Annotated in this window: 22 protein-coding genes; 12 read left to right on the forward strand and 10 right to left on the reverse strand. The window is 34.3% G+C overall.

The genetic code is table 11. From position 1 onward, the window contains the following. Positions 1-11 precede the first annotated feature (11 nt). The 10 genes from IPK88_16975 (at position 12) to sppA (ending at position 11,167) form a co-directional block, all read left to right on the forward strand. Positions 12-404 carry a CBS domain-containing protein gene (locus tag IPK88_16975; GenBank protein MBK8245122.1) on the forward strand — a complete coding sequence of 131 codons (393 nt, stop codon included), beginning with the start codon at positions 12-14 and terminating at the stop codon, positions 402-404. Between the two features lie 76 nt (positions 405-480). Further along, positions 481-1,278: a hypothetical protein gene (locus IPK88_16980; protein ID MBK8245123.1), complete on the forward strand. Its 798-nt coding sequence runs from the start codon at positions 481-483 to the stop codon at positions 1,276-1,278. 110 nt (positions 1,279-1,388) lie between these two features. Then, complete coding sequence (locus IPK88_16985; protein ID MBK8245124.1) at positions 1,389-2,693, forward strand: TlpA family protein disulfide reductase; 1,305 nt, start codon at positions 1,389-1,391, stop codon at positions 2,691-2,693. Continuing rightward, positions 2,687-3,463, forward strand: coding sequence for an SDR family NAD(P)-dependent oxidoreductase (locus tag IPK88_16990; GenBank protein MBK8245125.1), 777 nt, complete (start codon positions 2,687-2,689; stop codon positions 3,461-3,463). The genes IPK88_16985 and IPK88_16990 overlap by 7 nt, the downstream gene beginning before the upstream one ends. A 21-nt stretch (positions 3,464-3,484) precedes the next feature. Beyond that, complete coding sequence (locus tag IPK88_16995) at positions 3,485-5,317, forward strand: UbiD family decarboxylase (GenBank protein ID MBK8245126.1); 1,833 nt, start codon at positions 3,485-3,487, stop codon at positions 5,315-5,317. Then, positions 5,317-6,663 carry a hypothetical protein gene (locus tag IPK88_17000; GenBank protein MBK8245127.1) on the forward strand — a complete coding sequence of 449 codons (1,347 nt, stop codon included), beginning with the start codon at positions 5,317-5,319 and terminating at the stop codon, positions 6,661-6,663. Before IPK88_16995 ends, IPK88_17000 begins: the two co-directional genes overlap by 1 nt. Before the next feature lie 10 nt (positions 6,664-6,673). Next, positions 6,674-8,218 (forward strand): M28 family peptidase, encoded by a 1,545-nt coding sequence (locus tag IPK88_17005; protein ID MBK8245128.1) that lies wholly within the window; start codon positions 6,674-6,676, stop codon positions 8,216-8,218. 5 nt (positions 8,219-8,223) lie between these two features. Next, positions 8,224-8,718: a 2-amino-4-hydroxy-6-hydroxymethyldihydropteridine diphosphokinase gene (gene folK / locus IPK88_17010; GenBank protein MBK8245129.1), complete on the forward strand. Its 495-nt coding sequence runs from the start codon at positions 8,224-8,226 to the stop codon at positions 8,716-8,718. After that, on the forward strand, positions 8,708-9,358 hold the full coding sequence (locus tag IPK88_17015; GenBank protein MBK8245130.1) for a deoxynucleoside kinase: 651 nt from the start codon (positions 8,708-8,710) through the stop codon (positions 9,356-9,358). Before folK ends, IPK88_17015 begins: the two co-directional genes overlap by 11 nt. A 21-nt stretch (positions 9,359-9,379) precedes the next feature. Then, complete coding sequence (gene sppA / locus IPK88_17020; protein ID MBK8245131.1) at positions 9,380-11,167, forward strand: signal peptide peptidase SppA; 1,788 nt, start codon at positions 9,380-9,382, stop codon at positions 11,165-11,167. Between the two features lie 353 nt (positions 11,168-11,520). On the opposite strand, the gene IPK88_17025 is transcribed toward sppA, so the two are convergent. From IPK88_17025 to IPK88_17040, 4 genes are all read right to left on the reverse strand, one after another. After that, entirely contained in the window at positions 11,521-12,300 is a 780-nt protein-coding gene (locus tag IPK88_17025; protein MBK8245132.1) for a dienelactone hydrolase family protein, read from the reverse strand. A 258-nt stretch (positions 12,301-12,558) separates the two neighbouring features. Continuing rightward, complete coding sequence (locus IPK88_17030) at positions 12,559-13,029, reverse strand: tryptophan-rich sensory protein (protein ID MBK8245133.1); 471 nt, start codon at positions 13,027-13,029, stop codon at positions 12,559-12,561. Between the two features lie 96 nt (positions 13,030-13,125). Continuing rightward, positions 13,126-14,058 (reverse strand): thioredoxin-disulfide reductase, encoded by a 933-nt coding sequence (gene trxB, locus IPK88_17035; protein MBK8245134.1) that lies wholly within the window; start codon positions 14,056-14,058, stop codon positions 13,126-13,128. An 11-nt stretch (positions 14,059-14,069) separates the two neighbouring features. Next, positions 14,070-14,609 (reverse strand): shikimate kinase, encoded by a 540-nt coding sequence (locus IPK88_17040; GenBank protein ID MBK8245135.1) that lies wholly within the window; start codon positions 14,607-14,609, stop codon positions 14,070-14,072. Between the two features lie 30 nt (positions 14,610-14,639). On the opposite strand from IPK88_17040, the gene IPK88_17045 reads away from it, so the two are divergent. Beyond that, positions 14,640-15,107 (forward strand): DUF1573 domain-containing protein, encoded by a 468-nt coding sequence (locus IPK88_17045; protein MBK8245136.1) that lies wholly within the window; start codon positions 14,640-14,642, stop codon positions 15,105-15,107. A gap of 75 nt (positions 15,108-15,182) precedes the next feature. Next, entirely contained in the window at positions 15,183-15,473 is a 291-nt protein-coding gene (gene yajC / locus IPK88_17050; GenBank protein ID MBK8245137.1) for a preprotein translocase subunit YajC, read from the forward strand. A gap of 479 nt (positions 15,474-15,952) precedes the next feature. On the opposite strand, the gene IPK88_17055 is transcribed toward yajC, so the two are convergent. The 6 genes from IPK88_17055 to IPK88_17080 form a co-directional block, all read right to left on the reverse strand. Next, positions 15,953-17,650, reverse strand: coding sequence for a T9SS type A sorting domain-containing protein (locus tag IPK88_17055; GenBank protein ID MBK8245138.1), 1,698 nt, complete (start codon positions 17,648-17,650; stop codon positions 15,953-15,955). Between the two features lie 127 nt (positions 17,651-17,777). Next, the gene (locus IPK88_17060) at positions 17,778-18,623 is read right to left on the reverse strand and encodes a transposase (GenBank protein MBK8245139.1); all 846 of its coding nucleotides are present in this window, start codon (positions 18,621-18,623) and stop codon (positions 17,778-17,780) included. Then, entirely contained in the window at positions 18,532-19,092 is a 561-nt protein-coding gene (locus IPK88_17065; GenBank protein ID MBK8245140.1) for a transposase, read from the reverse strand. The genes IPK88_17060 and IPK88_17065 overlap by 92 nt, the downstream gene beginning before the upstream one ends. A gap of 476 nt (positions 19,093-19,568) precedes the next feature. Continuing rightward, positions 19,569-20,519 carry a phosphoribosylaminoimidazolesuccinocarboxamide synthase gene (locus IPK88_17070; protein MBK8245141.1) on the reverse strand — a complete coding sequence of 317 codons (951 nt, stop codon included), beginning with the start codon at positions 20,517-20,519 and terminating at the stop codon, positions 19,569-19,571. Positions 20,520-20,538: 19 nt separating this feature from the next. Continuing rightward, positions 20,539-20,961, reverse strand: coding sequence for a hypothetical protein (locus tag IPK88_17075; protein MBK8245142.1), 423 nt, complete (start codon positions 20,959-20,961; stop codon positions 20,539-20,541). Positions 20,962-21,187: 226 nt separating this feature from the next. Beyond that, positions 21,188-22,051: an RNA polymerase sigma factor RpoD/SigA gene (locus tag IPK88_17080; protein ID MBK8245143.1), complete on the reverse strand. Its 864-nt coding sequence runs from the start codon at positions 22,049-22,051 to the stop codon at positions 21,188-21,190. Positions 22,052-22,144 lie beyond the last annotated feature (93 nt).

Here is a 22,144-nt window from a genome sequence, read left to right on the forward strand (position 1 = left end):
GAAAATTTATGATGAATGAAAGGGTCGCCTCAATCATGACGAGGGAATTAATCACTGTTAATCAGGATGATAGCTTGCAAAAGGTAAAAGACATTCTGATCAATAACAGAATACACCACGTACCTGTTGTGGATGGAAAAAAATTAGTCGGATTAGTTACGACATATGATCTTTTTAAACTTAATGTAGAGCACAAGGATTATCCTAATACAAGAGTTGGTAATGTAATGACCAAAAGAATAGCCACTGTAGAATCAAATTTTCATATTGGAACGGCTGCTGAAGTATTTATGGAACATTTATTTCATGCAATTCCTGTGGTGGACAACGGAGAACTAGTTGGTATTGTAACAAGTTTTGATATATTGAAGTACGAATATCACAAAGAATACCCAAGAGGCTAAAGATTTACATTAATTTATATATATTATTTTATTATATATTAAATAATATGTAGATTTGTCCTATAAATCTCAATATATGGGACAAGGTATTTTATTCGTGCAAGTGCTATTTATTATTTTAGTACTCATCACTGGTTTAATAACTTATTTTTATATAAGGAGGAAATCAAATGAGCTTAATAATGCTATTGCAGAAAAGAATCTATTAAAGACTCAATTTGATCAAATCAGACTAGACAAATTGGGTCTGGATGAACATATTCAAAATCTGGTAATTCAGGAAAAGACGTATAAAGTAGCTTATGAGGATTGGAAAGCTAAATATGAATGGTTAGACCTCCGATATCAACAACTCAAACATGATCTAGAATCTAAACCAATCAAAGCTAATGAATTAGTCAACCAGTTTGAATTACCAAGCATTTCGCCTACTTCAAATGAAAAAATAATTACATCAAATTCAAAACTTTCCGATATCTCTAATCAGCAGCCTGAAAACCTAACTCAAGTTAAAACAAGTCTGCCTGGCGAACTTTATGGAAAAGAAATTCTTAATGAATTGAAATCCATTTTAGATCAACATCTACAAATCATAGGTAGTGTCATTGGAGATGAAAAGCTTGGAACCATACAGAAAAAAAATCAATCATTTAATCCATTATATTACATTGAAGGCATTGATCATTCAAGAGCATTACTGTTAAATGATCAAGGTATACAAACCCTTGAGCAATTAGCCACTATTTCAAAATCTATACTAAAAAAATGGCATTTTCAATTTGAAGAACTGGATGAAACCATCATAAATTCCTGGCCATTCCAAGCTACCGCTATATTAAATTCAAAAAAAATCTTTGAAACAAAGCCAATATAACATTTGTTAGCCTTGGGAACAATCCATAATTAATTCCAATTCAATAAGCCTTTAACTTTACAATTAAAAAGCAAATGCCAACCAAAAATAATTTTATATTATTGAAATTCATGTTCCTAATTTGGATTCATATTATTATATCTTCTTGTATAAGTGTTCCTCAACAAAACCACACCATTGCTCCCGGGGTTTGGCGTGGCACGATTATTCTTGAAGATGCCAGAGAATCTTTTGTAACTAGAGGAATAGATGAAGTAATAACCAGAGATCCCTATCCGGAATCTAAAAAAAGGATAGTTCCATTTACTTTTGAATTAACTATGGTTAATGAACATCAATTTTATATAGAAGTCATCAATGGACAGAATAAAATAAAATTTGATCAGATTGAATTTGGGCACGATATTAAAACAGGGAATGATACTTTTGTTATCCATTTGACGCCATACGATGCTGTCTTAAAAGGTATTTATGAACACAATAGAATGGATGGGCATTTTATCGTTAATGACAAAATAAATTATTCGATTCCATTTAGTGCCAAATTCGGACACAATTATAGATTTGAAAAACTTCCGGTTAAAACCAATATTGATATATCGGGTCAATGGCAAACCGTTTTTGCTAAAGATTCCAGTGATCAGTACAATGCAATCGGCGAATTCGTTCAACATGGAAATATAGTCGAAGGAACTTTTAGGACAGAGACAGGAGATTATGGATATTTAGCAGGTGAATTGAGCGATCATAAATTATCGCTTTCGATTTTTGATGGAGCACATGCTTTTTTGTTTGAAGGCATGGTAGATAATGATCAAATAAACGGTCATTTTTATTCAGGAAAACACTATAAAACAACATTTACATCTAAAAAAACAAATCAAGCTCAACTTGTAAATGCCGATAGTCTAACTCAAGCCAAAGCAAATGTTCCATTTATTTTTAGCTTTCCAAATACTAAAAACGAACTGATCAGTAATACTGATCCAAATTATAAAAATAAAATTAAATTAATTCAAATCACAGGCACGTGGTGTCCCAACTGTAGAGATGAAAGCCATTTTATTGTTGATTATTTGACCAAAAATCCTGATCCGGAAATAGCTGTTATATGTTTAGCATTCGAACGTAAATCGACACAAACATTAATAAATCAAAGACTGGATCATTATAAAAAGAACATGAATATTCCGTATGAAATATTGCATGCCGGAGTTGCAAATATAGATTCTGCTTCTGCAGCTTTACCTCAATTAAATGGCATTAAGAGCTTCCCTACTTTACTATTTTTGGATCGAAACAATGTCATTTATAAAATTCATACCGGATTTGATGGACCTGCAACAAGCCAGTACACATCATTTGTTGAAGATTTTAAAATGACTATTCAACAATTAAAAAATAAAAAATCGTGAAAACCATTCTAATTACCGGTGCAACATCAGGAATAGGAAAAGCCACTGCAAGACACTTTGCTTCGACACAATTATATCAACTGATATTATGTGGTAGAAGAATGGACCGATTAACGCAACTTAAACAAGAGTTGGAAGATCAATATCATATCCCAATATTGTTATTAAATTTTGATATCAGACAATTTGAAGCTTGTTCACAAGCCATAGCATCCATACCCAGTCCTTTTGATAACATCGATATCCTCATTAACAATGCCGGATTAGCTTTGGGTTTAGATTCAATACAGGATGGAAACATTACGCATTGGGATACGATGATTGACACCAATGTAAAAGGGCTTTTGTATATGACCAAATTGATTTCAAAAAAAATGGTCAAATCTCAATCAGGACATATTATAAATATTTGTTCCACAGCTGGTAAAGAAGTTTATCCCAAAGGGAATGTTTACTGTGCAACGAAATTTGCTGTAGACACGCTAACTAAAGCTATCAGACAAGATTTATATACCCATAATATTAGAGTTAGTCAGGTTAGTCCGGGACATGTAGAAGAAACTGAATTTGCTATAAATCGATTCGAAGGAGATAAAAACAAAGCTGCCATTTACAATGACTTTATTCCATTAAAAGCTGCCGACGTTGCTGCAAGCATTTATTTCATTGCAAGCCAACCTGCACATATTAACATTCAAGATATCGTTATGATGTCGACTCAACAAGGCTCTGCAACACTGGTTAACCGAAACGGAAGAAACGGTCAATAAATTATTCTACCGAAAAAAAATATGTCCTATAAAAATCTTAAATCTTGTATTGATGACTTAGAATCCAAAGGAATGCTTCTTAGAATTTCTCAAGAAGTGGATCCTAATCTTGAAATGGCAGAAATTCATAGAAGGATATATCAAAAAAAGGGTCCTGCAATTTTATTTGAAAGAGTTAAGGACAGTCCATTTAAAGCTTGTTCTAATCTTTTTGGAACTAATGAACGATGCGAGTATATTTTTAGAGATGCTTTAAAAAAAATGGAACATCTCATTCAATTAAAAATAGACCCTACTCAATTTTTTAAATCACCATTTAAATCACTTCGTAGTGTTCCATACATTCTAAAAGCCTTACCAAAAACTTCCTTTCTGCGAAATCCAGTTATTTCTAATGAATGCCAAATATCTCAATTACCTCAAATCATTTCCTGGCCTAAAGATGGTGGCGCTTTTATTACTTTACCACAAGTCATTAGTTTTCCTCCCAATTCTCAAAAACTATCCGAAGCCAATGTAGGCATGTATAGAATACAATTGTCCGGAAACGATTATCTCCAAAATGAAGAAATAGGCTTACATTATCAATTGCATCGTGGCATTGGCATACATCATACTGCGTATTTAAATAGTGATGAACCTTTTAAAATTAGTATTGGTGTAGGTGGACCGCCCGCATATACTTTAGCATCTATATTCCCACTTCCTGAAGGTCTCAGCGAAATATTATTTTCAGGATTATTAGGAAATCGTTCCTACAAATATTCATGGAAAAATGGCTTTTTCATTCCAAGCGAAGTTGATTTTTGTATAACAGGAATTGTAAACAAACAACAATTAAAATCTGAAGGCCCATTCGGAGATCATCTGGGGTATTATAGTCTGGCACATGACTTTCCAGTGATGAATGTTCAAAACGTTTACCACAAATCTGATGCCATCTGGCATTTTACTGCAGTAGGACGACCACCTCAAGAAGATTCAGGTTTCGGATATTTGATTCATAAAATGGTTCATGAAATAACGAAAGCAGAGTTTCCTGGCATTAAAGAAATTCATGCTGTTGATGCAGCTGGGGTTCATCCCCTATTATTAGCTATTGGATCTGAACGCTATATGCCGTTTAGAGATCGAAAACCTGAAGAAATTCTAACCCTCGCAAACCATATTTTAGGCAAAGGTCAAACTTCTCTAGCCAAGTATTTATTTATCGCTACTGAAGAACCAGATAGACCATTATCCACTCATCAAATCAGTGATTTTCTGGATTATTGTTTGCGGCGTGTGGATTGGCGTTTTGATCTACATTTTTATACCAACACCACAATGGATACTTTGGATTATTCAGGTGGAACCTGGAATGCAGGTTCGAAGCTTGTTGTTGCCTGCAATCGAAATGTTCAAAGAGAATTAAGTTCTGATTTTTCTGTATTTAGTGAAGTAAATACATTAATCAAAAAAATAAAATTGGTTCAACCTGGAATACTTGCATTAGAAATGAAATCATTTGTGGATTCTCGTTCTGCAAAAACCGAAATAGATCAATTAATCTCACAGATTGAAAACCTGGATTTAAAAAAATTTCCACTTCTTGTGATAGTAGATGATGCGCAATTTACTACTGCTGATTTAAATAATTTCTTGTGGGTAACTTTTACACGCAGCAATCCTTCGCATGATACTTATGGTATAAACTCATTTACAGAATATAAACATTGGGGATGTCGTGGATCCCTAATTATAGATGCCAGAATAAAACCTCATCACGCCCCCACCCTGGAATGTGATCCTCAAATAAATTCTAAAGTTGATGCATTATTTAATACCGTTTCGGAATTAAAAAGGTTTAGATAATGATTCAATTGCCACTTCCGTTCATTAAACAAATGCAAGACATTTTAGGTGCAGAATATGAAGATTTTGCAGCTTCAATGCAAGAAAAACCACCTATCAGCATTCGGTTGAACCCTAATAAACCAGAGCATGAATTCGACCTTCAAAATCCCATCCCATGGACCAAAATGGGCTATTATCTTGATACTAAACCCATTTTTACCTTAGACCCATACTTTCATGCGGGACACTATTATGCCCAAGAATCATCATCTATGATGTTGGAATACATCATCAAACAATTGCCTATTCATGAGGATAGCAAAGTCCTTGATTTATGTGCTGCGCCTGGCGGAAAAACAACCTTATTGTGCGGCTTGCTTCCATCAAGTTGTACCATTCATGCTCATGAATTTCATCCATTCAGAAGTGAAATATTAAGACAAAATATAGAACGATGGGGATCCCCAAACACGATAGTAACTTCAGGCAAACTACATCATTTATTAAGAACACATATTCAATATGATCTCATTTTAATCGATGCGCCATGCAGTGGAGAAGGAATGTTTAGAAAAGAGCCCGATGCCATTAAACAATGGAATGAAAAAAAAATTGACCAATGCACCACCAGCCAAAGAGAAATTTTGAATTTAGCCAAATCATTAGTTAAGCCTGGTGGTTATATTATCTATTCAACTTGCACCTACAATACGCTAGAGAATGAAGAGATGATTCAAGAAGTTTTAAAAGACCCAAATTACAAATCAATCTCAATAAATACGGACGCTATTTCAGATATTAAAATCTTTGAATACAATCAGGGATTTACTTACAAATGTTTTCCGCATCGAATAAAAGGTGAAGGTTTTTCCTTTAGCATACTTCAAAATACGATGTCGCCTATCGAAGATAAAAAACTAACCACCAGAGATCTATTAAATCACGATCAGAACGACATAGTACAAACTTATATTGATTTTTCAGATCCCTATCATATCATTAAAAATCATGAACATGATTGGCTCCTACCTGTTCCTATATCTGATCTATATTTCCGCTTGGCTCAATCTCAGGTCAAAATCCTATTTGCCGGAATACCTTTAGGACATTATAAGGGTAAGGATTGGTTCCCAAATCACGGATTAGCAATGAGTTATTTGCTGAAAAAAAATATTCCTACCTTAATTTTAAATAAACTTGAAGCGATTGATTATCTTAGAGCGAATAACCATTTCTCTGCAGCTATAAATGATGATATTTGGCAAATAGTACATTATCAGCATGCAAATCTTGGTTGGGTAAAATGTATTCAAGGGAAGTATAAAAATTATCTTCCAAAACATATTAGAATTCATTCATTGTAAAAGCTTTTTTATGAAAAAGTATATTTTATTTTTCTTTGCACCGATCTGTTGGTCGAATATTATCGCACAAAATCAATTACCAGAATTAAACCAATGTCTGGTTATAAAATCCGGAGATGGATTGGAAGTTCAATATGATGTTTCAGACACTGACAATGCTCAATTAGAGATTAAGTGCAAGGTGTTCTCAAACTCGACCACCAATAAATATGCTGAGATTCCCATCCAAATGATCACAGGGGACATTGGATTTCCAGTTTCAATAGGAAACAATAAAAAATTAACGATACATTTTGTAGATCCGAATGTATTGCCAAGTGAAATCATAGTCCACTTAACTGCATCCGATCGCGAGATTTTAAATATAGCCGATATATTAAACCAAGTCAATGTACAGAGAATAGATAGCACATTGAATGTGCTACAAGGAAAAAGAAATGTTACAACAGACCCCATTTTTTTAAATAAATCCAGAGACTATATTAAATCACAATCTAAAGCTTATTTACAAACCAATGAACTGGCATTCTCTACTCCACAATATTCTTGCATCAATTTTGAAGCAACAAAGTGGGGTTACCAAAACCCTGAACAAATTCATATTGTGGATGCTCATTATGATACCTATAATCAAGCACCAGGAGCTGATGATAATGGTTCAGGTGTCGTCGGGGTATTAGAAATTTTGAGAATACTTTCAACCTATGAATGTAAAAGAAGTATCCGCTATTTGTTTTTTGATCTTGAAGAAGCCGGACTCATTGGTTCCAATATTTATCTGAATAACCAAATTGGAAAATCAGATATTATTAAATCAGTTATTAATTTTGAAATGATAGGATATTATACCGAAAAACCGAATACTCAAGATTTGCCTGCAGGATTTAATCTATTATTTCCAGATGCTTACAATGAAGTCATTAACAATCAACGGAGAGGTGATTTTATTACCAATGTTGGAAATACGAATTCCAGTAGTCTGATTGCAAGTTTTAAAAATGCTGCTCAAACGCATGTTAATTCCCTAAAAGTAATTTCCCTGGAAGTACCAGGCACAGGAACCATCGTCCCTGATTTAAGACGCAGTGATCATGCTAATTTTTGGGATAAGAATATTCCGGCTTTAATGATTACGGACGGGGCCAATTTTAGAAATAAGAATTACCATACCGTAAGGGATTCAATCCAATACCTTGACCTAAACTTTATGTCAGCAGTGATTAAAGCTAGTATTGCTACTTTGATTGATTTGGCTGGTGCAGAACACGCTACTTCCATTGATTTAACCTATCAAAATCCCAATTCAAACCAAGCACCAAAAAATGAAAGTCCAAAAATTAAGCTATTTCAAAAAGTATTATCCATTCAAAACATTCGGGAATCGAATCATTTAAACTGGAACATTTATAATACTGAAGGGCATCTTATTAAGGACAATCATTCGGGAAATGATCCTGTTCATATTGATTTAAATCATATCCCACCGGGTGTTTACTATTTGTATATCAATCAGGATGGTGCCATCAACACTTTCAAATTCATCATTACTCCTTAACATTCATGGCTCAGGAAACTATATATTTACTTATTGGCTCAAATCTAGGTGACAAGCATAAAAATTTAGATTTAGCATTATTACAGATAGACCAGAAGATTGGTAAAATATTGCGAAAATCATCCCGCTATGAGACCGAACCATGGGGAAATACTGATCAAGATTCATTCATCAATCAAGCCGTTGCCATCACAAGTAACCTGGAGCCTAATACGATGCTCGAACAATTAAAGGGAATTGAAAAGCAATTGGGACGTACAGATAGCATTATCAATGGTCCTCGACTGATCGATATAGACATATTAATGTGGGGAGGAAAAACAATAAAAAATTCACATCTCGAAATACCTCATCCTCGACTTCATTTGCGTAATTTCGCCCTTATTCCACTCATGGAAATAGCAAGCGACAAAATACATCCCCTATTTAAGAAAACCATTGAAGAATTATATGACGAAAGTCAAGACCCATTAGACGTATTCATTATCGATGAAGATTAAAATACCATATAAATATATCTGTGTTGAAGGTAATATAGGAGCCGGCAAAACAAGTTTATGCGAAATGCTTGCTAATGATTTTTCCTGTAATTTGATACTTGAAGAATTTGCTGAAAATCCATTTTTGGAATACTTCTATAAGGATCCAGCCAGATATGCATTTACCGTTGAATTGTTTTTTTTGACTGAAAGGCAGAAACAATTGCAAGCTACAGTGACCCAAAATGAATTATTTAGTGACTTCTCCCTGGCTGATTACTCATTAATCAAAAGCATGTTGTTTGCCAGACAAAATCTACAAGCTGAAGAATTCAAACTGTTCCAAAAAATATTTAATACACTAAGTCAACAAATCCCCAGACCAGATTTAATTTTATATTTACACAGACCCATTGACAATTTAAAGCAACATATAACGGATAGAGGGCGTTCATATGAGATGAATATGGATGTTAATTACCTGGAAGCAGTCCAGAATAGTTATTTTGATTTTTTCAAAACCCAAACCATTATTCCTGTGTTAGTACTTGATGCTGAACATTTGGATTTCATCAATAATCCAAGGCATTATGAAGAAATCAAAAGAATCTTAACTCAAAAATTCCAACCTGGATTACATCATCAACGCATATTATTCTAATTTAAAAATCAAGCTATTATCATGAGAACATTTTTCAAATTCATGTTTGCTTCATGTCTAGGAACATTACTAGCCGTTATTTTCGGGATTCTGATATTAATCTTAATTGGTTCGTCCATGACCATGAACAATTTTGATCAGGGCAAGAGCGTACATGTTACTAATAATACCGTTCTAAAAATTAATATTCCGGCTAATCTTCCAGAACAAACCAATAATGTACCCATGCAAAGTTTTAGCTTTGATGATAAAAAAGTTTTAGGCGTACATGATTATGCACACACTATTAGACAAGCTATAACGGATCCAAATATCAAAGGCATATACTTGATGTCCAACATCAATAACCATGGATATGCCACACTTAAAATCATCAGAGACGCATTAGTCGCATTTCAACAATCCGGCAAATTCATTATTTCCTATTCTAATTACATAGATCACAAAAATTATTTCCTACTTTCTACTGCAGATAAAATTTACTTACATCCACTAGGATTTTTAGATTTAAAAGGCTTTGGCGCCACCATCCCTTTTTATAAAGATATGTTGGATAAGATTGGTGTAAAATTCAATATCTACTATGCAGGTGAATTCAAATCAGCTACAGAACCATTTAGATTAAATAAAATGAGTCCTGAAAACAGATTGCAGTTATCTGAATATTTAAATGAACAATTCGATTTATATACTCAACAAGTGGCCATAAGCAGGCATATAGATTATCAGGTATTGAAAAATAATTTCAACCAATTTCTATCTTATTCACCCCAAAAAGCTTATGACAACAAGTTGGTCGACTCCCTTGCTTATGAAATTGATGTTATCAACTATATGTCGAACAAAATGGGTCTTAATAATGATGATAAAATTAATTATATAACTCCAGAAGATTATTATTCCACTACAGGTGGACCGAAAAAAGATTATACGGCTAAGAATAAAGTTGCCGTTATTTATGCTGAAGGAAATATCACTGATGGACAAGGCGAAGAAGGTGTCATTGGAAGAAAATATTTGAAAATCATTCGTGATATCAGAGCGAATAAAAGTATTAAAGCTATCGTTCTTCGGGTGAATTCTCCGGGAGGAAGTGCACTTATGTCAGATGATATCCTAAAAGAATTAGATCTTGCTAAAGCTGAAGGCAAACCCGTTGTTGTCAGTATGGGAGATTATGCAGCATCAGGAGGATATTATATTTCCTGCCATGCTGATTCTATTTTCGCGAGTCAACATACATTGACTGGTTCTATTGGTGTATTTGCAATGATTCCCAATTTCAATAATCTATTAGAAGATAAATTTGGGATCGATTTCGATACCGTCGGCACGGGGCCTAAATCCACTATGTTCAGCGTTGCTACAGATTGGGGAGCAGAAGAAGCCAGAGTACTACAGGAAAATGTAGATCATACTTATGATGCTTTTCTTAAGGTAGTTTCATCTGGTCGTAACATGTCTAAAGAAGATGTGCATAAAATAGCAAGAGGCCGAATATGGAATGGTATCAAAGCCAAGGAATTGGGCTTGGTCAATGAAATTGGAGAATTAGAAGATGCTATTGCATGCGCTGCTAGATTAGCATCATTAGATAAATATCGCACTACTGAATTTCCAAGTCAGTTGGAAGGTATACAAAAGATTTTACAAAAATTTAAAGGAGATGAAGATGAAATTCAATCTTCCATTAGTAATTCAATTATTAAAGAGCAACTTGGAAGTTATTATCCATACTATAAATCGATGCAGGATATTAAATCCTATAAGGGTCTTCAAATGAGATTGCCTGTTATGATTCATTATTAAGGTGACTTTAGGCAATTCGTTTTAATAGGAATATTACACAGCGTTACGCTGATAAAATATTACACAGGTTACTGAGGAAATATCACAGAGTGAAACACTGAGGAAATATAACACAGAGTTACACTGGGGAAATTTTACACAGAGTTATACTGAGAATATATTACACAGAGTTACACTGAGAAAATATCACACAGAGTTACACTGAGGAAATTTTACACTGAGTTGCGCTGAGAAAATATCACACAGAGTTGCACTGAGAAAATTACACTGAATTGCACTGAGCTAAACTGATGGGATCATTCTCAGATATTCACTTACGGAATAATTATACGATGTTAAATGTAAATGGATACCTACTTATTGAAGAGTTCAGCAAGAAATTGTAACATTAACTTCCAACTTCTTTTGTCCGCTTTTTCATTATAAGCAACACCCTTCGATGGATCACTTCCAGCGGTAGGATCTGTGAATGCATGAACGGCATCTGCGTAATAAATCATTTGCCAGTCCGCATTTGCTTGTTTCATTTCATTTTGAAACTGTTTAATTTGTTCATCGGGGACAAAGGAATCATTTGCACCATGACATACCAATACTTTTGGTTTTATTGGATGCACAACTCTTGATAAATCTCTACCAAGTCCTCCATGAAAACTTACCACACCTTTTACCTTTAGATTCTCTCGCGCGGCATTTAATGCTCCGGTTCCTCCAAAGCAATAACCTATTATAACAATTTGAAAAGCATCCGCACCAGATTTTACCAATTGATCTAAAGCCAACTGTATTCTGTTAATATATGCATCTACATTATTTTTATAATAACCAGCACGTTCGCCAGCTTCTTTTTGATTCTGCGGATAGTTTCCCTCTCCATAAATATCTGCAACAAAAGTGTAATATCCTAAATCCGATAATTGCTTGGCAACATCACGAGCATGATCATCAATTCCCATCCAGGCTGGTAATATCAGTACTCCTGACTTTGACTTGCCATTACTTTTTGGGACTCCGGACAAACCATTTAATTTTTGTTTAGAATCCGAATATGAAACTTTATTTAACTGAGCACTAAGGCCCATCATCATTAATACATTAAAGGTGAATATCATTACAATTGATTCAAATTTCATTTTTATTTTTTTATATTTTATAAAATTTATATAACTTTTCAGATCACAATAATTACGGTATGTTTTTGTCATCATTTTTGCAAAGATCAGGCAAAAATGTCGCCAAAAACTGATTGCATTTTCTTTATACGACGGATTTTATCCGTCGCGGCAACATTGATCGTCCCTACAGGACTAGTATTTGAATAGTTATATTTAAGTTTAAAAAATATAAATACTTAAAATAAATATTCTCTTTATTAAAAATATATCTTGCCATCAATTATTGAACACAATATATGCATTCAATGAAGTAGCAATAATCAACCAAATTAAATAGGGCATGATTAAAATCGATTTCAATTTCATAAAAGCCATGTTTTTGTACAAAATCAAAGCAATTAATAATGTTAGTAGCAAAATAATGAACAGTGCAAAAACTGTAAAATGATAATAAAAAAATATAGGATTCCAGATTACATTCAAAACCCATTGCGCTAAATACAGACCCATATTTATCTTACGATTAGCTAAATCATCCCAAAGCAAAGCCATATAAAATGAAAAACAAATCATGATCGAAGTCCACGCTACCCCGAAGACCCAACCTGGCGGCGTCCATGGTGCTTGATTTAATTGTTGATACCAATCAGAAACCACACCACTTCCGGTAAACATTCCACCTAAGCCAAGTGCACAAAAATTTACTATTAAAAAAACAAGAATTCTCAATATTGGTATTTTTTTCATGGGGTTCAATTTTAAAAAAATAGGTTTATATGTTTTAACTCAAATCCATGATAAAAAATCCAAATACCAAGAAAGAAACACAGGAATTGTTTCTTTTTAGATGATTCCTTTATCCGTTAGATATCGTTCGGCATCTAATGCTGCCATACAACCAGAACCTGCAGCTGTAACCGCTTGACGATACGTTCTGTCTTGTACATCACCGGAAGCAAAAACGCCCTCTCTATTAGTCCTTGTGGTCCCTGGTATAGTTTTTATGTATGCCTGATCATCTAAGTCAAGCCATCCCACGAAAGGATCAGAATTTGGTTTGTGACCGATGGCAACAAAAAAAGCCTCTACATTCAGAGTGGTTTGTTCACCTGTCTTTACGTTAGAAATCAAAACTTGCTTTACAGCATCCTCGCCAATGATATCTATGGTTTCTGAATTCCAATGCACCTCTATAACTGGATTATTCAGCACCCTTTCTTGCATAATTTTGGAAGCCCGCATTTGATCCTTGCGCACTAAAAGATGAACTTTAGTGCATAATTTTGCCAAATAACTGGCTTCCTCAGCTGCTGTGTCACCTCCTCCAACAATAGCTACATCTTTTCCTCGGAAGAAAAATCCGTCACAAACTGCACATGCGGATACACCCAGATTCATGAGTCTTTTTTCAGCTGGGAGTCCTAACCATTTCGCACTAGCTCCTGAGGAAATAATCACGGTATGCGTATGAATTACTTCACCTGATTCTGTCCATAATTTATGTACAGGACCGGTAAAATCAACTCCAGTGATCATCTCATTTCTAATCTCCGTCTCAAATCTTTTAGCCTGATTCAGAAAATCATCCATCATTTGAGGTCCTTGAACTCCATTGGGATATCCAGGGTAATTCTCTACTTCTGTGGTAATCATTAATTGACCACCTGGGTCACTTCCAGTAAACAATAAGGGCTTCATATTAGCTCTGGCAGCATAAATAGCTGCAGTATAGCCCGCAGGTCCAGAACCGATGATAACACAATGATGAATATGCATAAAGACTTAAATTAAACGTTTGATTGTAGAATACCATCTATTAATAATAAATTCAGAAAATTGTTCGCGAGGACATCCAAATTATCTTCTGCCACCAAAACGTGATTAGCTCTTTCATAATACACCATCCGTCTGTTGAGTAAAGTTGATATTTGTCCTTCCATCGGCTCCGTTGTGAATAAGGGATTTTTCGTTTTGGTATTCCTATGTACCAATTCATTCACCTCCACACTCAATAAAACTGAAAAACAATTACTTATTAAAAAGGAATTATTGAAATGGCATGGCAAGCCTCCTCCTGTGGCTACTATCTTGGGTTCAGATGCAAGTACATTTAACAATGCCATTCGCTCTTTAAGCCTAAAATAGAATGCTCCTTGATTTTTCCAAAGCTCAGTAATGGATTGGGATTCTTCCTGAACGATAAGCGCATCGATATCTATAATGGGAAGACCAAAGCTTGATGAAAGCTGATTTGCCAGGGTAGATTTTCCAGAGCCCGGCATTCCTATAATAAATACATGGTTTAAGAGTTTATATGATGGCAGCATGAAGTCGAAATATTGTTATAATTTTGGTATATGTTACAGCTCCGATATCTTTTTCTATTATTAGTCCTCTCCAATTGCAATACAAAAAAGGAAGAACCTATAAAGCCCAAAGATAATCCATATATGGACGCCATTCGCATCTCTGCAACAGCAGAACATCCGAATGACACAAGCCTTCAAGCTAAAATAAGCTTCGATACGCTTAGTTATCATTTTGGTGCTATCTATGAAGGTGATACCGTGAGCTATAACTTCCATTTTACCAATACCGGAACCACAAGATTACTTATCAATCAAGTACATTCTACCTGTGGCTGCACCTTTCCTTCATGGCCTAAGGGCTTTATTTCACCCGGAGAAAAAGGCATCATCAATATCCTATTTGATTCCCATGAGAAACTGGGAGAACAAAGAAAGCCCATAACCATAGTCGCCAACACAGTTCCAACTGAAACCATATTGGAGATATATGGATATGTTCAAAAAAGAAAGAAATAAGTTTTTATCCTAGATTTGTTCTATTTTTGAGCCCAATTTAAAATCAAACAGTCACTAGACTCAAAAAGAAATATTATGAATATAGTCATGCAATTGCTCCCTTGGATACTGATTTTCGGAATCATGTATTTGTTTTTTCTGAGACCCCAAATCAAAAAACAAAAGGAACAAACCAACTTTCAAAACAATTTAAAAAAAGGGGATCAAGTAGTAACCGGATCAGGTATCATCGGTAGAATTACTAAAGTAGAAGAACTTGCTGTAGAACTTCAAATCGATTCTAAATCATTCATGAAATTACTTAAATCTGCCATTTCAAAAGAAGCCACCGAATCCATCAAGGACAAGAATTTATTGGAGCATTAAGAAAATCATTGTGGGACCACAGATTAAGCTGATTGGTGGATTTCGTTGATTGGGGAATAAACGAGATTTATTAGTTGAAAAGAAAACCCACCTAAATCCTCCCTTGAAAAGGGAGGACCCACTCACGTTAATATAAAATTATTTTCATCCTTTTAATAAGTGCATAATAGACTTAGCTTTTATTCTGCTATCATGAGTTGAAAAAATAAAAATTTAGTACTGAGGCACTCCCCTCCCTTTGTTAGCTGATTGAACAATTAAAGTGTACTAATATAACCCACCTAAATCCTGCCCCACCTTTTTGAGTTAAACAAGCTTGAAAAGGGAGGACCCGCTCACGTTAGTATTAACATTGTTTTCATTCTTTTATTAAATGAATAATATCCTTAGCCTTTATTCTGCTATCATGAGTTAAAAAAATGTAACTTTAGTACTGAAGTACTCCCTTCCCTTTCCAAGGGAAGGGTCGGGGATGGGTTCTACATCTTCACCAACTTCTCACTCTTAATAATATGTCCTTGTTCCATAATTCTTATAAAATAAAGTCCTTTTGGAAGAAATTTAATTTCAAGCCCATTACTACCCTCATATATTCTTTGTGACAATACTTTTGTTCCATTTAAATCATCAAGTTCGAGATACATTTTTTCTGGATTATAATCGATTACATTGACTGCAAAATAATCCATGCTTGGGTTTGGAAAAATTTCAATCTTTATGTTTTCCATTTCATCCCTAGAAGAAGTTGTTCCGACTTTTAATATTTTACACAATGTATCCGCTCCATTCAAATTCTTAGCGATTAAGCATACTTCATATATCCCATTCTTAGTATATCTATGCATAGGACTTTTAATTGTAGATGAAATACCATCTCCAAAGCTCCAAATCCATTCTGTTACTTCATATGCACTTAGATCTGTGAATTCGAAGTTCAGATAATCTATGGTATCCTGATCATGACGCCACCATGCCCATGGGATATTGTCAATTCCTAAAGTATCACATAAACTTCCGTCTATCGGTCCTAGACGGTAATTTGGCATATTAGGAATGCCATACCCTCCAAGTGTTTTTAAAGCAAAACTATTAGATCGTGGCAAACTATTTTTACCACTTTCATCAGGTTTATTAATTACATGCATTACAAAATTACTATACGCATTTGATATATAAATTCTGCCGTCTGGACCTAGCTGATGAAGATTATATTGGGAACCCCATTGCGTTTGGCTTTCAATTGTGTCTATTAAATTTAAGTTAATGAAAGATTCCTGCTTTTGTAAATCAATTTGGTATAAATTTTTTTGTTCGCTATAATACAAATATCTTGAATTTGGTGAAAAGCTAATTCCAGAAAAACTAGAAGTTGGATAATTGTCCCTTCTTAAAAATTCAAGTTCACCATTACATCTATTAAATTTATAAAGATTTATGTATAATCCTTCTGAAAATGTTATAGCATCTAACAAAGCAAAATATTCCCCATTAGGAGAAAACACAGCTTGCCCATAGCCTTCTTTTATTTTTGGACCAACACTTTGTGTGTCTTTTAACATTATACCTTCAGAAGTTAAAATAAATTTATAAAATAAATTTGTATTTTCCTTATTTAATATTATCCAATAATCCTTGCCATTTGCATGCTTACATGCAGTTAAACACCCACTATTTAATGTGTCGTGGATTACATTGCCCTTCTTAATGGTTTTTTTTGAAATATTATCAATAAGTAAGTAATTCAAATCCATAACATAAAAATAAGGAGACTTCAATACAATATTAATGTAAAATAAATATTCACTAAATTCTGAATTAGGATTATTTACAAACATCACGCCTTGCGGTTCATGAAGTCCATCCCAATATCTAATCCCTAAATCTGTTGCTCCTTGGATTTTCTTAAAGCTAGCATCTTCAACATCATATCCATTAGTATAGTATTGTAATTCACCAGATTTATTTGAAATTGATGCATTGGCTTCATAGATATACATTCTCCCTTTGTCTTGGTATGTAACAATTGGGTTTCCCGAATTAAAATCTACGATGCTTGTTCCCCAACGGGTGTCTCCCTGCCCGCCAGCATAACCAAATACCCAATTAAAATCATACCGTTGGCAATGCAAATTAGTATAAATTAAAAATATAACAAAAAAAATCCAATGTGCTTTCATAGTTATCAATCCATATGTGAAGTTACGAATTAAAAAGCGGTCTTAACTGGAATTTGTAAGATGAAAGGGATTTATGTGATTCATTTATATCTTTCGAAATTAATTTATATTTAACCCAGAATTGTCATTAGGAATCAAAAATGAAAGGAGCTTTTAAGTTGTTAGTATTCATCCAAAGGCCTGTAAACCATTCTCTTCTTTTCATAGCTAAAGAAAGTTTAAGAATTCTTTGATTTCCTTTTTGAATTATGTAACCTCCTATTGCAAATATTTTATATCGCAAGGTTTTCATCTGTTCGTGCACCTTTGTATTAAGAACAACTTGCCTGAATAAACTTATAAAATTGTAAGCTATCATAACAAAGTTTAAAGCTGCTTCTGTTGCGTAAAACCCATTTACATTAAAACTTGATGATCCAAAATCATACTTTAATTCCTTTATTCTATTTTCTGCATCAGCTCTTTGTCTATACAGTGTCCAAATTTGTTCAGCAGGTAAATTCAAATTTGTAATGAAACAACTGTATCGATATTTCCTGTAAATTCCTTCATCCTTAAATAGACTTAGGGTTCTTCCTGTAGCTTTAGGCCTGGTGGGTACATACTGTCGAATAATTATCATTCTTTTTGAATCTTGCCAATTTGGACTCTTGTAGTTTGTATCTGCTATTTCTAATCCATCGGCCATTTTTAACCAATTATGATGTGATGCAATGTTATGTTGGATAGGAGCATACATTCTTGCTGCGATAATGTAGTTGATGGACTTCTTCTCCAAATAGTTAAATACTTTTTTATCATAAAAGCCGCTGTCAGCTCTAAATAATCCGATCTTCTTCTTTCCTAATTTTTCGAACGTATCATCTAAAAAAGATTCTATATTATTTGAAGTATAGGCATCTCCGCTGCGTTGCCAATAATTGGCTACCATTTTGCAATCCGCTATAAAAGCCATTAATGGATGGTGGGACAAACGGCCTGGTTTTTTTTGGATTGTATCCTTTTTTGGCCCCTTCTTGAGATCCATATCTTGTGTGTATTGTACTGTCTACATCTAGTGTGAAATTGTCAAATTGTAATTTATTAAAAAACCATTGATAAAGTGGTGTAAATACTTGTTGATTTTTACTCAGATCGAATTTTGAAAAAAATCGCTGAAATGATTTATGGCCAGCCATTTTATCAAAACCCCAAAATTGCCTTATTACTTCATCCTGACGTGTGACTTCTGTATGCTCAAATTTATTTGCACCACACCAAACACTTGTAATAAATTGCTTGATTAATTGATGGGGGTGATACCCTCTATTTGATCCAGTTTCTGGTAAATTCAATGCACTTAAGATCTCATCAAATTCCATTCTATCTAGCATCTTTTTTAGTAGATATACTCCAGACCATGGGCTGATTTCTTTATCTGTAAAATCAATTTTTAAATCCATGTTTTAATGTAACTTTTTCTTACCGCAAATTAACACTTTTTTATTAATCAAATTATTATATATGTTATTGATATTCAATCATATATTTATCAATATTCCTAATGGCCGTCATTAGAAATTAATCCTATTGACAATTCTGGGTTTAAATAATTAATCCTAATAAATATATTTAATAATGGAGATCAATCTCAAAAATCCAATATTTTTACTCTTCACATTCGTCCATTACACTTTATGCATCCGTATCGCGAATTATAAAAAATTTTGGATTCCGCAGATTATAACAATTCCCTTCCATGACGTTAGGCACAAGTATCCCACACGTATCTACGGCCATTGGGTAGGTTTGATACCAACTAAGACAATCTGGAGGCAGGGCGGAAGATTAATGTATATGCGATGGAGCTTGCTTAAATTCCTATTCCTTAATCAAGTAATTTGTGATTAACTGGCAGAAATTTTCTAGAGTTTCAGGTTCATATCAAGTATTCCGCTAAATTCTTTTTAATTCTCGATGCTACATCCATGTCATGGTGTTTCACAAATTCCAATCCAGTGATTTTTTCATATAACTGGATATAGCGATTGCTGATTTCCCACACGAAGGCATCGGGCATTTCTGGCATGATCTGATCTTCCAAGCCTTGAAATCCATGTTTCATTAACCATTCACGGACGAATTCTTTGGATAATTGAATTTGGGATTGATGGGTATCTTGTCGGGATTGATAACCTTCTTTTATAAAATAACGGGAACTATCTGGTGTATGAATTTCGTCCATTAAATAAATAACTCCATCTATCATTCCAAATTCGTATTTGGTGTCGACCAAAATCAATCCATGGGCATCGGCCATATCGCTTCCTCGTTGAAAGAGTTTATATGCGTAATCATACAACTGATCTAAAACGCTTTTTTCTATAGATTGAGAGGCCAGTATTTCTTCATAAGAGATGTCCTGATCGTGGCCGGCATCAGCCTTTGTTGTAGGGGTAATAATAGGCTTTGGAAAAGGATCACTCTCACTTAAGCCGGATGGCATTTCTATACCACACAAGCTTCGTTTTCCCGATTTGTAAGTTCTCCAGGCATGACCTGATAAATAACCGCGAACTACAATTTCAAGTGGTATGGGCGTACATTTTTTTCCAATCGCCACATTGGGATCCGGTGAAGATTCTAACCACACAGGACATATGTCCCGAACTGCATTCAGGCAATGTGCTGCTATCTGATTGAGCACTTGTCCTTTATAAGGGATGGGTCTGGGAAGTATTACGTCGAATGCCGAAATACGATCAGAAGTAATCATGATGATTTTATCATTTAAATCATACCGATCCCTGACTTTACCTTGATAAAATGATTGTTGATTCTTAAATTTAAATTGTGTGTGACCTAAGCAATAGGATTCAGGAGCATTCATAGTTTAATCAAATATCCAATCAAATATTCTGTAATAGGTTTCTATCCAAGACGATATCTTTCAACTCTTTTAATGCAGCATATTCATGTGGAAGTAATTTTTTAAATGCCTCTTTTACTGCTACATAACTTCCATCCGCTATTTCAGGAATTAAGTGTTTTATTTTTTCTTTAACGATGCCTACATCCTGACGAATCAAGGTCCGAATTCTAGGAATATCATGGCGATCTCCATCAATAGCTATGGTCTGGACATATCTGCCGTCCGCATCCTGAATATCCATTTCAATTCCCTGATCCAAGAGTTCCAGAATACTCAGATCAACCGGAACTGTAGATTCAACCAAACTCCATTTATCATTAGATTGTTGAGGCTTAAGCAAGAACACTTCTAAGCCTTTTTCGTGGATTCTATAGACGATTAGTCTAATACAATTTCTCATTGTCATAGGGCTAAGATATGTAAGTTATTTATAATCATTAAAAATAAATATAATGTATAGATTTTTCAACTCTTTATTTCAAATAATGTACAGATTATTTTTTTCATAATTTTTGAAAAGAACCAAAAATTCCGTCAAAAATAAATTAGATTTTATTTTACGACGAATAATATTCGTCAAAAAAAGGTTGCCCATACTGGGCAATGATCTAAAATATTAACTGTATTTAATAGTCTGGTTTGAAATCAGAACGCTTAAATGCTTGTCTTAGTCTTCTAATCGCTAAATCTCTAATCTGTCTTGTTCGTTCTATGGAAAGAGAATAATCATAGGCTACCTCTTCAAGTGACTTGGGCACTTCCCCATTAATCCCATACAACTTTGAAATCACTTCCCGTTCTCTTGGTGCTAGCGATCGCATGATGATTTTGAACTCGTTTTTCAGAGATTCATCCATGAGATGAAAATCAGGGCTTTGCTGGTGTTCATCTACGATCAAATCAATGGCAACACCGCTATTTCCTTCATCCCCTATAGGTTCATCCAAAGAGGTATGTCTCAATCCCGATTGAATCACATAAGCTATAGTATCAACATCAACATTGAATAATTCAGCCAACTCTTCATTAGTAGGCTCGCGGTCATTTTCCTGAAGAAAAGTTTGAAAGGCGTGGTTGATTTGTTTGATTAATTGACTCTTATTATGAGGAAGGCGAATCATCCTACTATTTTCTACAACAGCTTGCAAAATGGATTGTCGAATCCACCACACAGCATAGGTTATAAATTTAAATCCTTTAGTCTCATCAAATCTTTTGGCGGCTTTCAGCAAGCCTATATTCCCTTCATTGATTAAGTCATTCAAGGTCAATCCATTGTTCTGATATTGTTTGGCAACAGAAACTACAAAGCGTAGATTCGCTTTAACTAAGCGATCAAAAGCTACTGTACTTCCTAGTTTTATTTGTTTGGCTAATGCAACTTCTTCATCTGCAGTTATGGTGGGCTCACGAGATACATCAGACAAATAACGCTCCAAGGCTTCACTTTCGCGATTCGTTATTTTTTGTGAGATTTTGAGCTGGCGCACGACAATTGGATTTACGTGCTAATATAATGCTGAACGATATCAAAAAGTTCAGAATAGACCTAATTAGATCAATACCTGGAAATGTAAGCAGAT

This window comes from Candidatus Defluviibacterium haderslevense (genome assembly GCA_016712225.1).
Classification (GTDB): Bacteria; Bacteroidota; Bacteroidia; order Chitinophagales; family Saprospiraceae; genus Vicinibacter; species Vicinibacter haderslevensis.

Bases quoted from the DNA above. Each gene is read 5' to 3' on its own strand.
- IPK88_16975 (MBK8245122.1), top strand. From the start codon at position 12: ATGAATGAAAGGGTCGCCTCAATCATGACGAGGGAATTAATCACTGTT.
- IPK88_16980 (MBK8245123.1), top strand. From the start codon at position 481: ATGGGACAAGGTATTTTATTCGTGCAAGTGCTATTTATTATTTTAGTA.
- IPK88_16985 (MBK8245124.1), top strand. From the start codon at position 1,389: ATGTTCCTAATTTGGATTCATATTATTATATCTTCTTGTATAAGTGTT.
- IPK88_16995 (MBK8245126.1), top strand. From the start codon at position 3,485: ATGTCCTATAAAAATCTTAAATCTTGTATTGATGACTTAGAATCCAAA.
- IPK88_17000 (MBK8245127.1), top strand. From the start codon at position 5,317: ATGATTCAATTGCCACTTCCGTTCATTAAACAAATGCAAGACATTTTA.
- IPK88_17005 (MBK8245128.1), top strand. From the start codon at position 6,674: ATGAAAAAGTATATTTTATTTTTCTTTGCACCGATCTGTTGGTCGAAT.
- folK (MBK8245129.1), top strand. From the start codon at position 8,224: ATGGCTCAGGAAACTATATATTTACTTATTGGCTCAAATCTAGGTGAC.
- IPK88_17015 (MBK8245130.1), top strand. From the start codon at position 8,708: ATGAAGATTAAAATACCATATAAATATATCTGTGTTGAAGGTAATATA.
- sppA (MBK8245131.1), top strand. From the start codon at position 9,380: ATGAGAACATTTTTCAAATTCATGTTTGCTTCATGTCTAGGAACATTA.
- IPK88_17025 (MBK8245132.1), bottom strand. From the start codon at position 12,300: ATGAAATTTGAATCAATTGTAATGATATTCACCTTTAATGTATTAATG.
- IPK88_17030 (MBK8245133.1), bottom strand. From the start codon at position 13,029: ATGAAAAAAATACCAATATTGAGAATTCTTGTTTTTTTAATAGTAAAT.
- trxB (MBK8245134.1), bottom strand. From the start codon at position 14,058: ATGCATATTCATCATTGTGTTATCATCGGTTCTGGACCTGCGGGCTAT.
- IPK88_17040 (MBK8245135.1), bottom strand. From the start codon at position 14,609: ATGCTGCCATCATATAAACTCTTAAACCATGTATTTATTATAGGAATG.
- IPK88_17045 (MBK8245136.1), top strand. From the start codon at position 14,640: ATGTTACAGCTCCGATATCTTTTTCTATTATTAGTCCTCTCCAATTGC.
- yajC (MBK8245137.1), top strand. From the start codon at position 15,183: ATGAATATAGTCATGCAATTGCTCCCTTGGATACTGATTTTCGGAATC.
- IPK88_17055 (MBK8245138.1), bottom strand. From the start codon at position 17,650: ATGAAAGCACATTGGATTTTTTTTGTTATATTTTTAATTTATACTAAT.
- IPK88_17065 (MBK8245140.1), bottom strand. From the start codon at position 19,092: ATGGATTTAAAAATTGATTTTACAGATAAAGAAATCAGCCCATGGTCT.
- IPK88_17070 (MBK8245141.1), bottom strand. From the start codon at position 20,519: ATGAATGCTCCTGAATCCTATTGCTTAGGTCACACACAATTTAAATTT.
- IPK88_17075 (MBK8245142.1), bottom strand. From the start codon at position 20,961: ATGAGAAATTGTATTAGACTAATCGTCTATAGAATCCACGAAAAAGGC.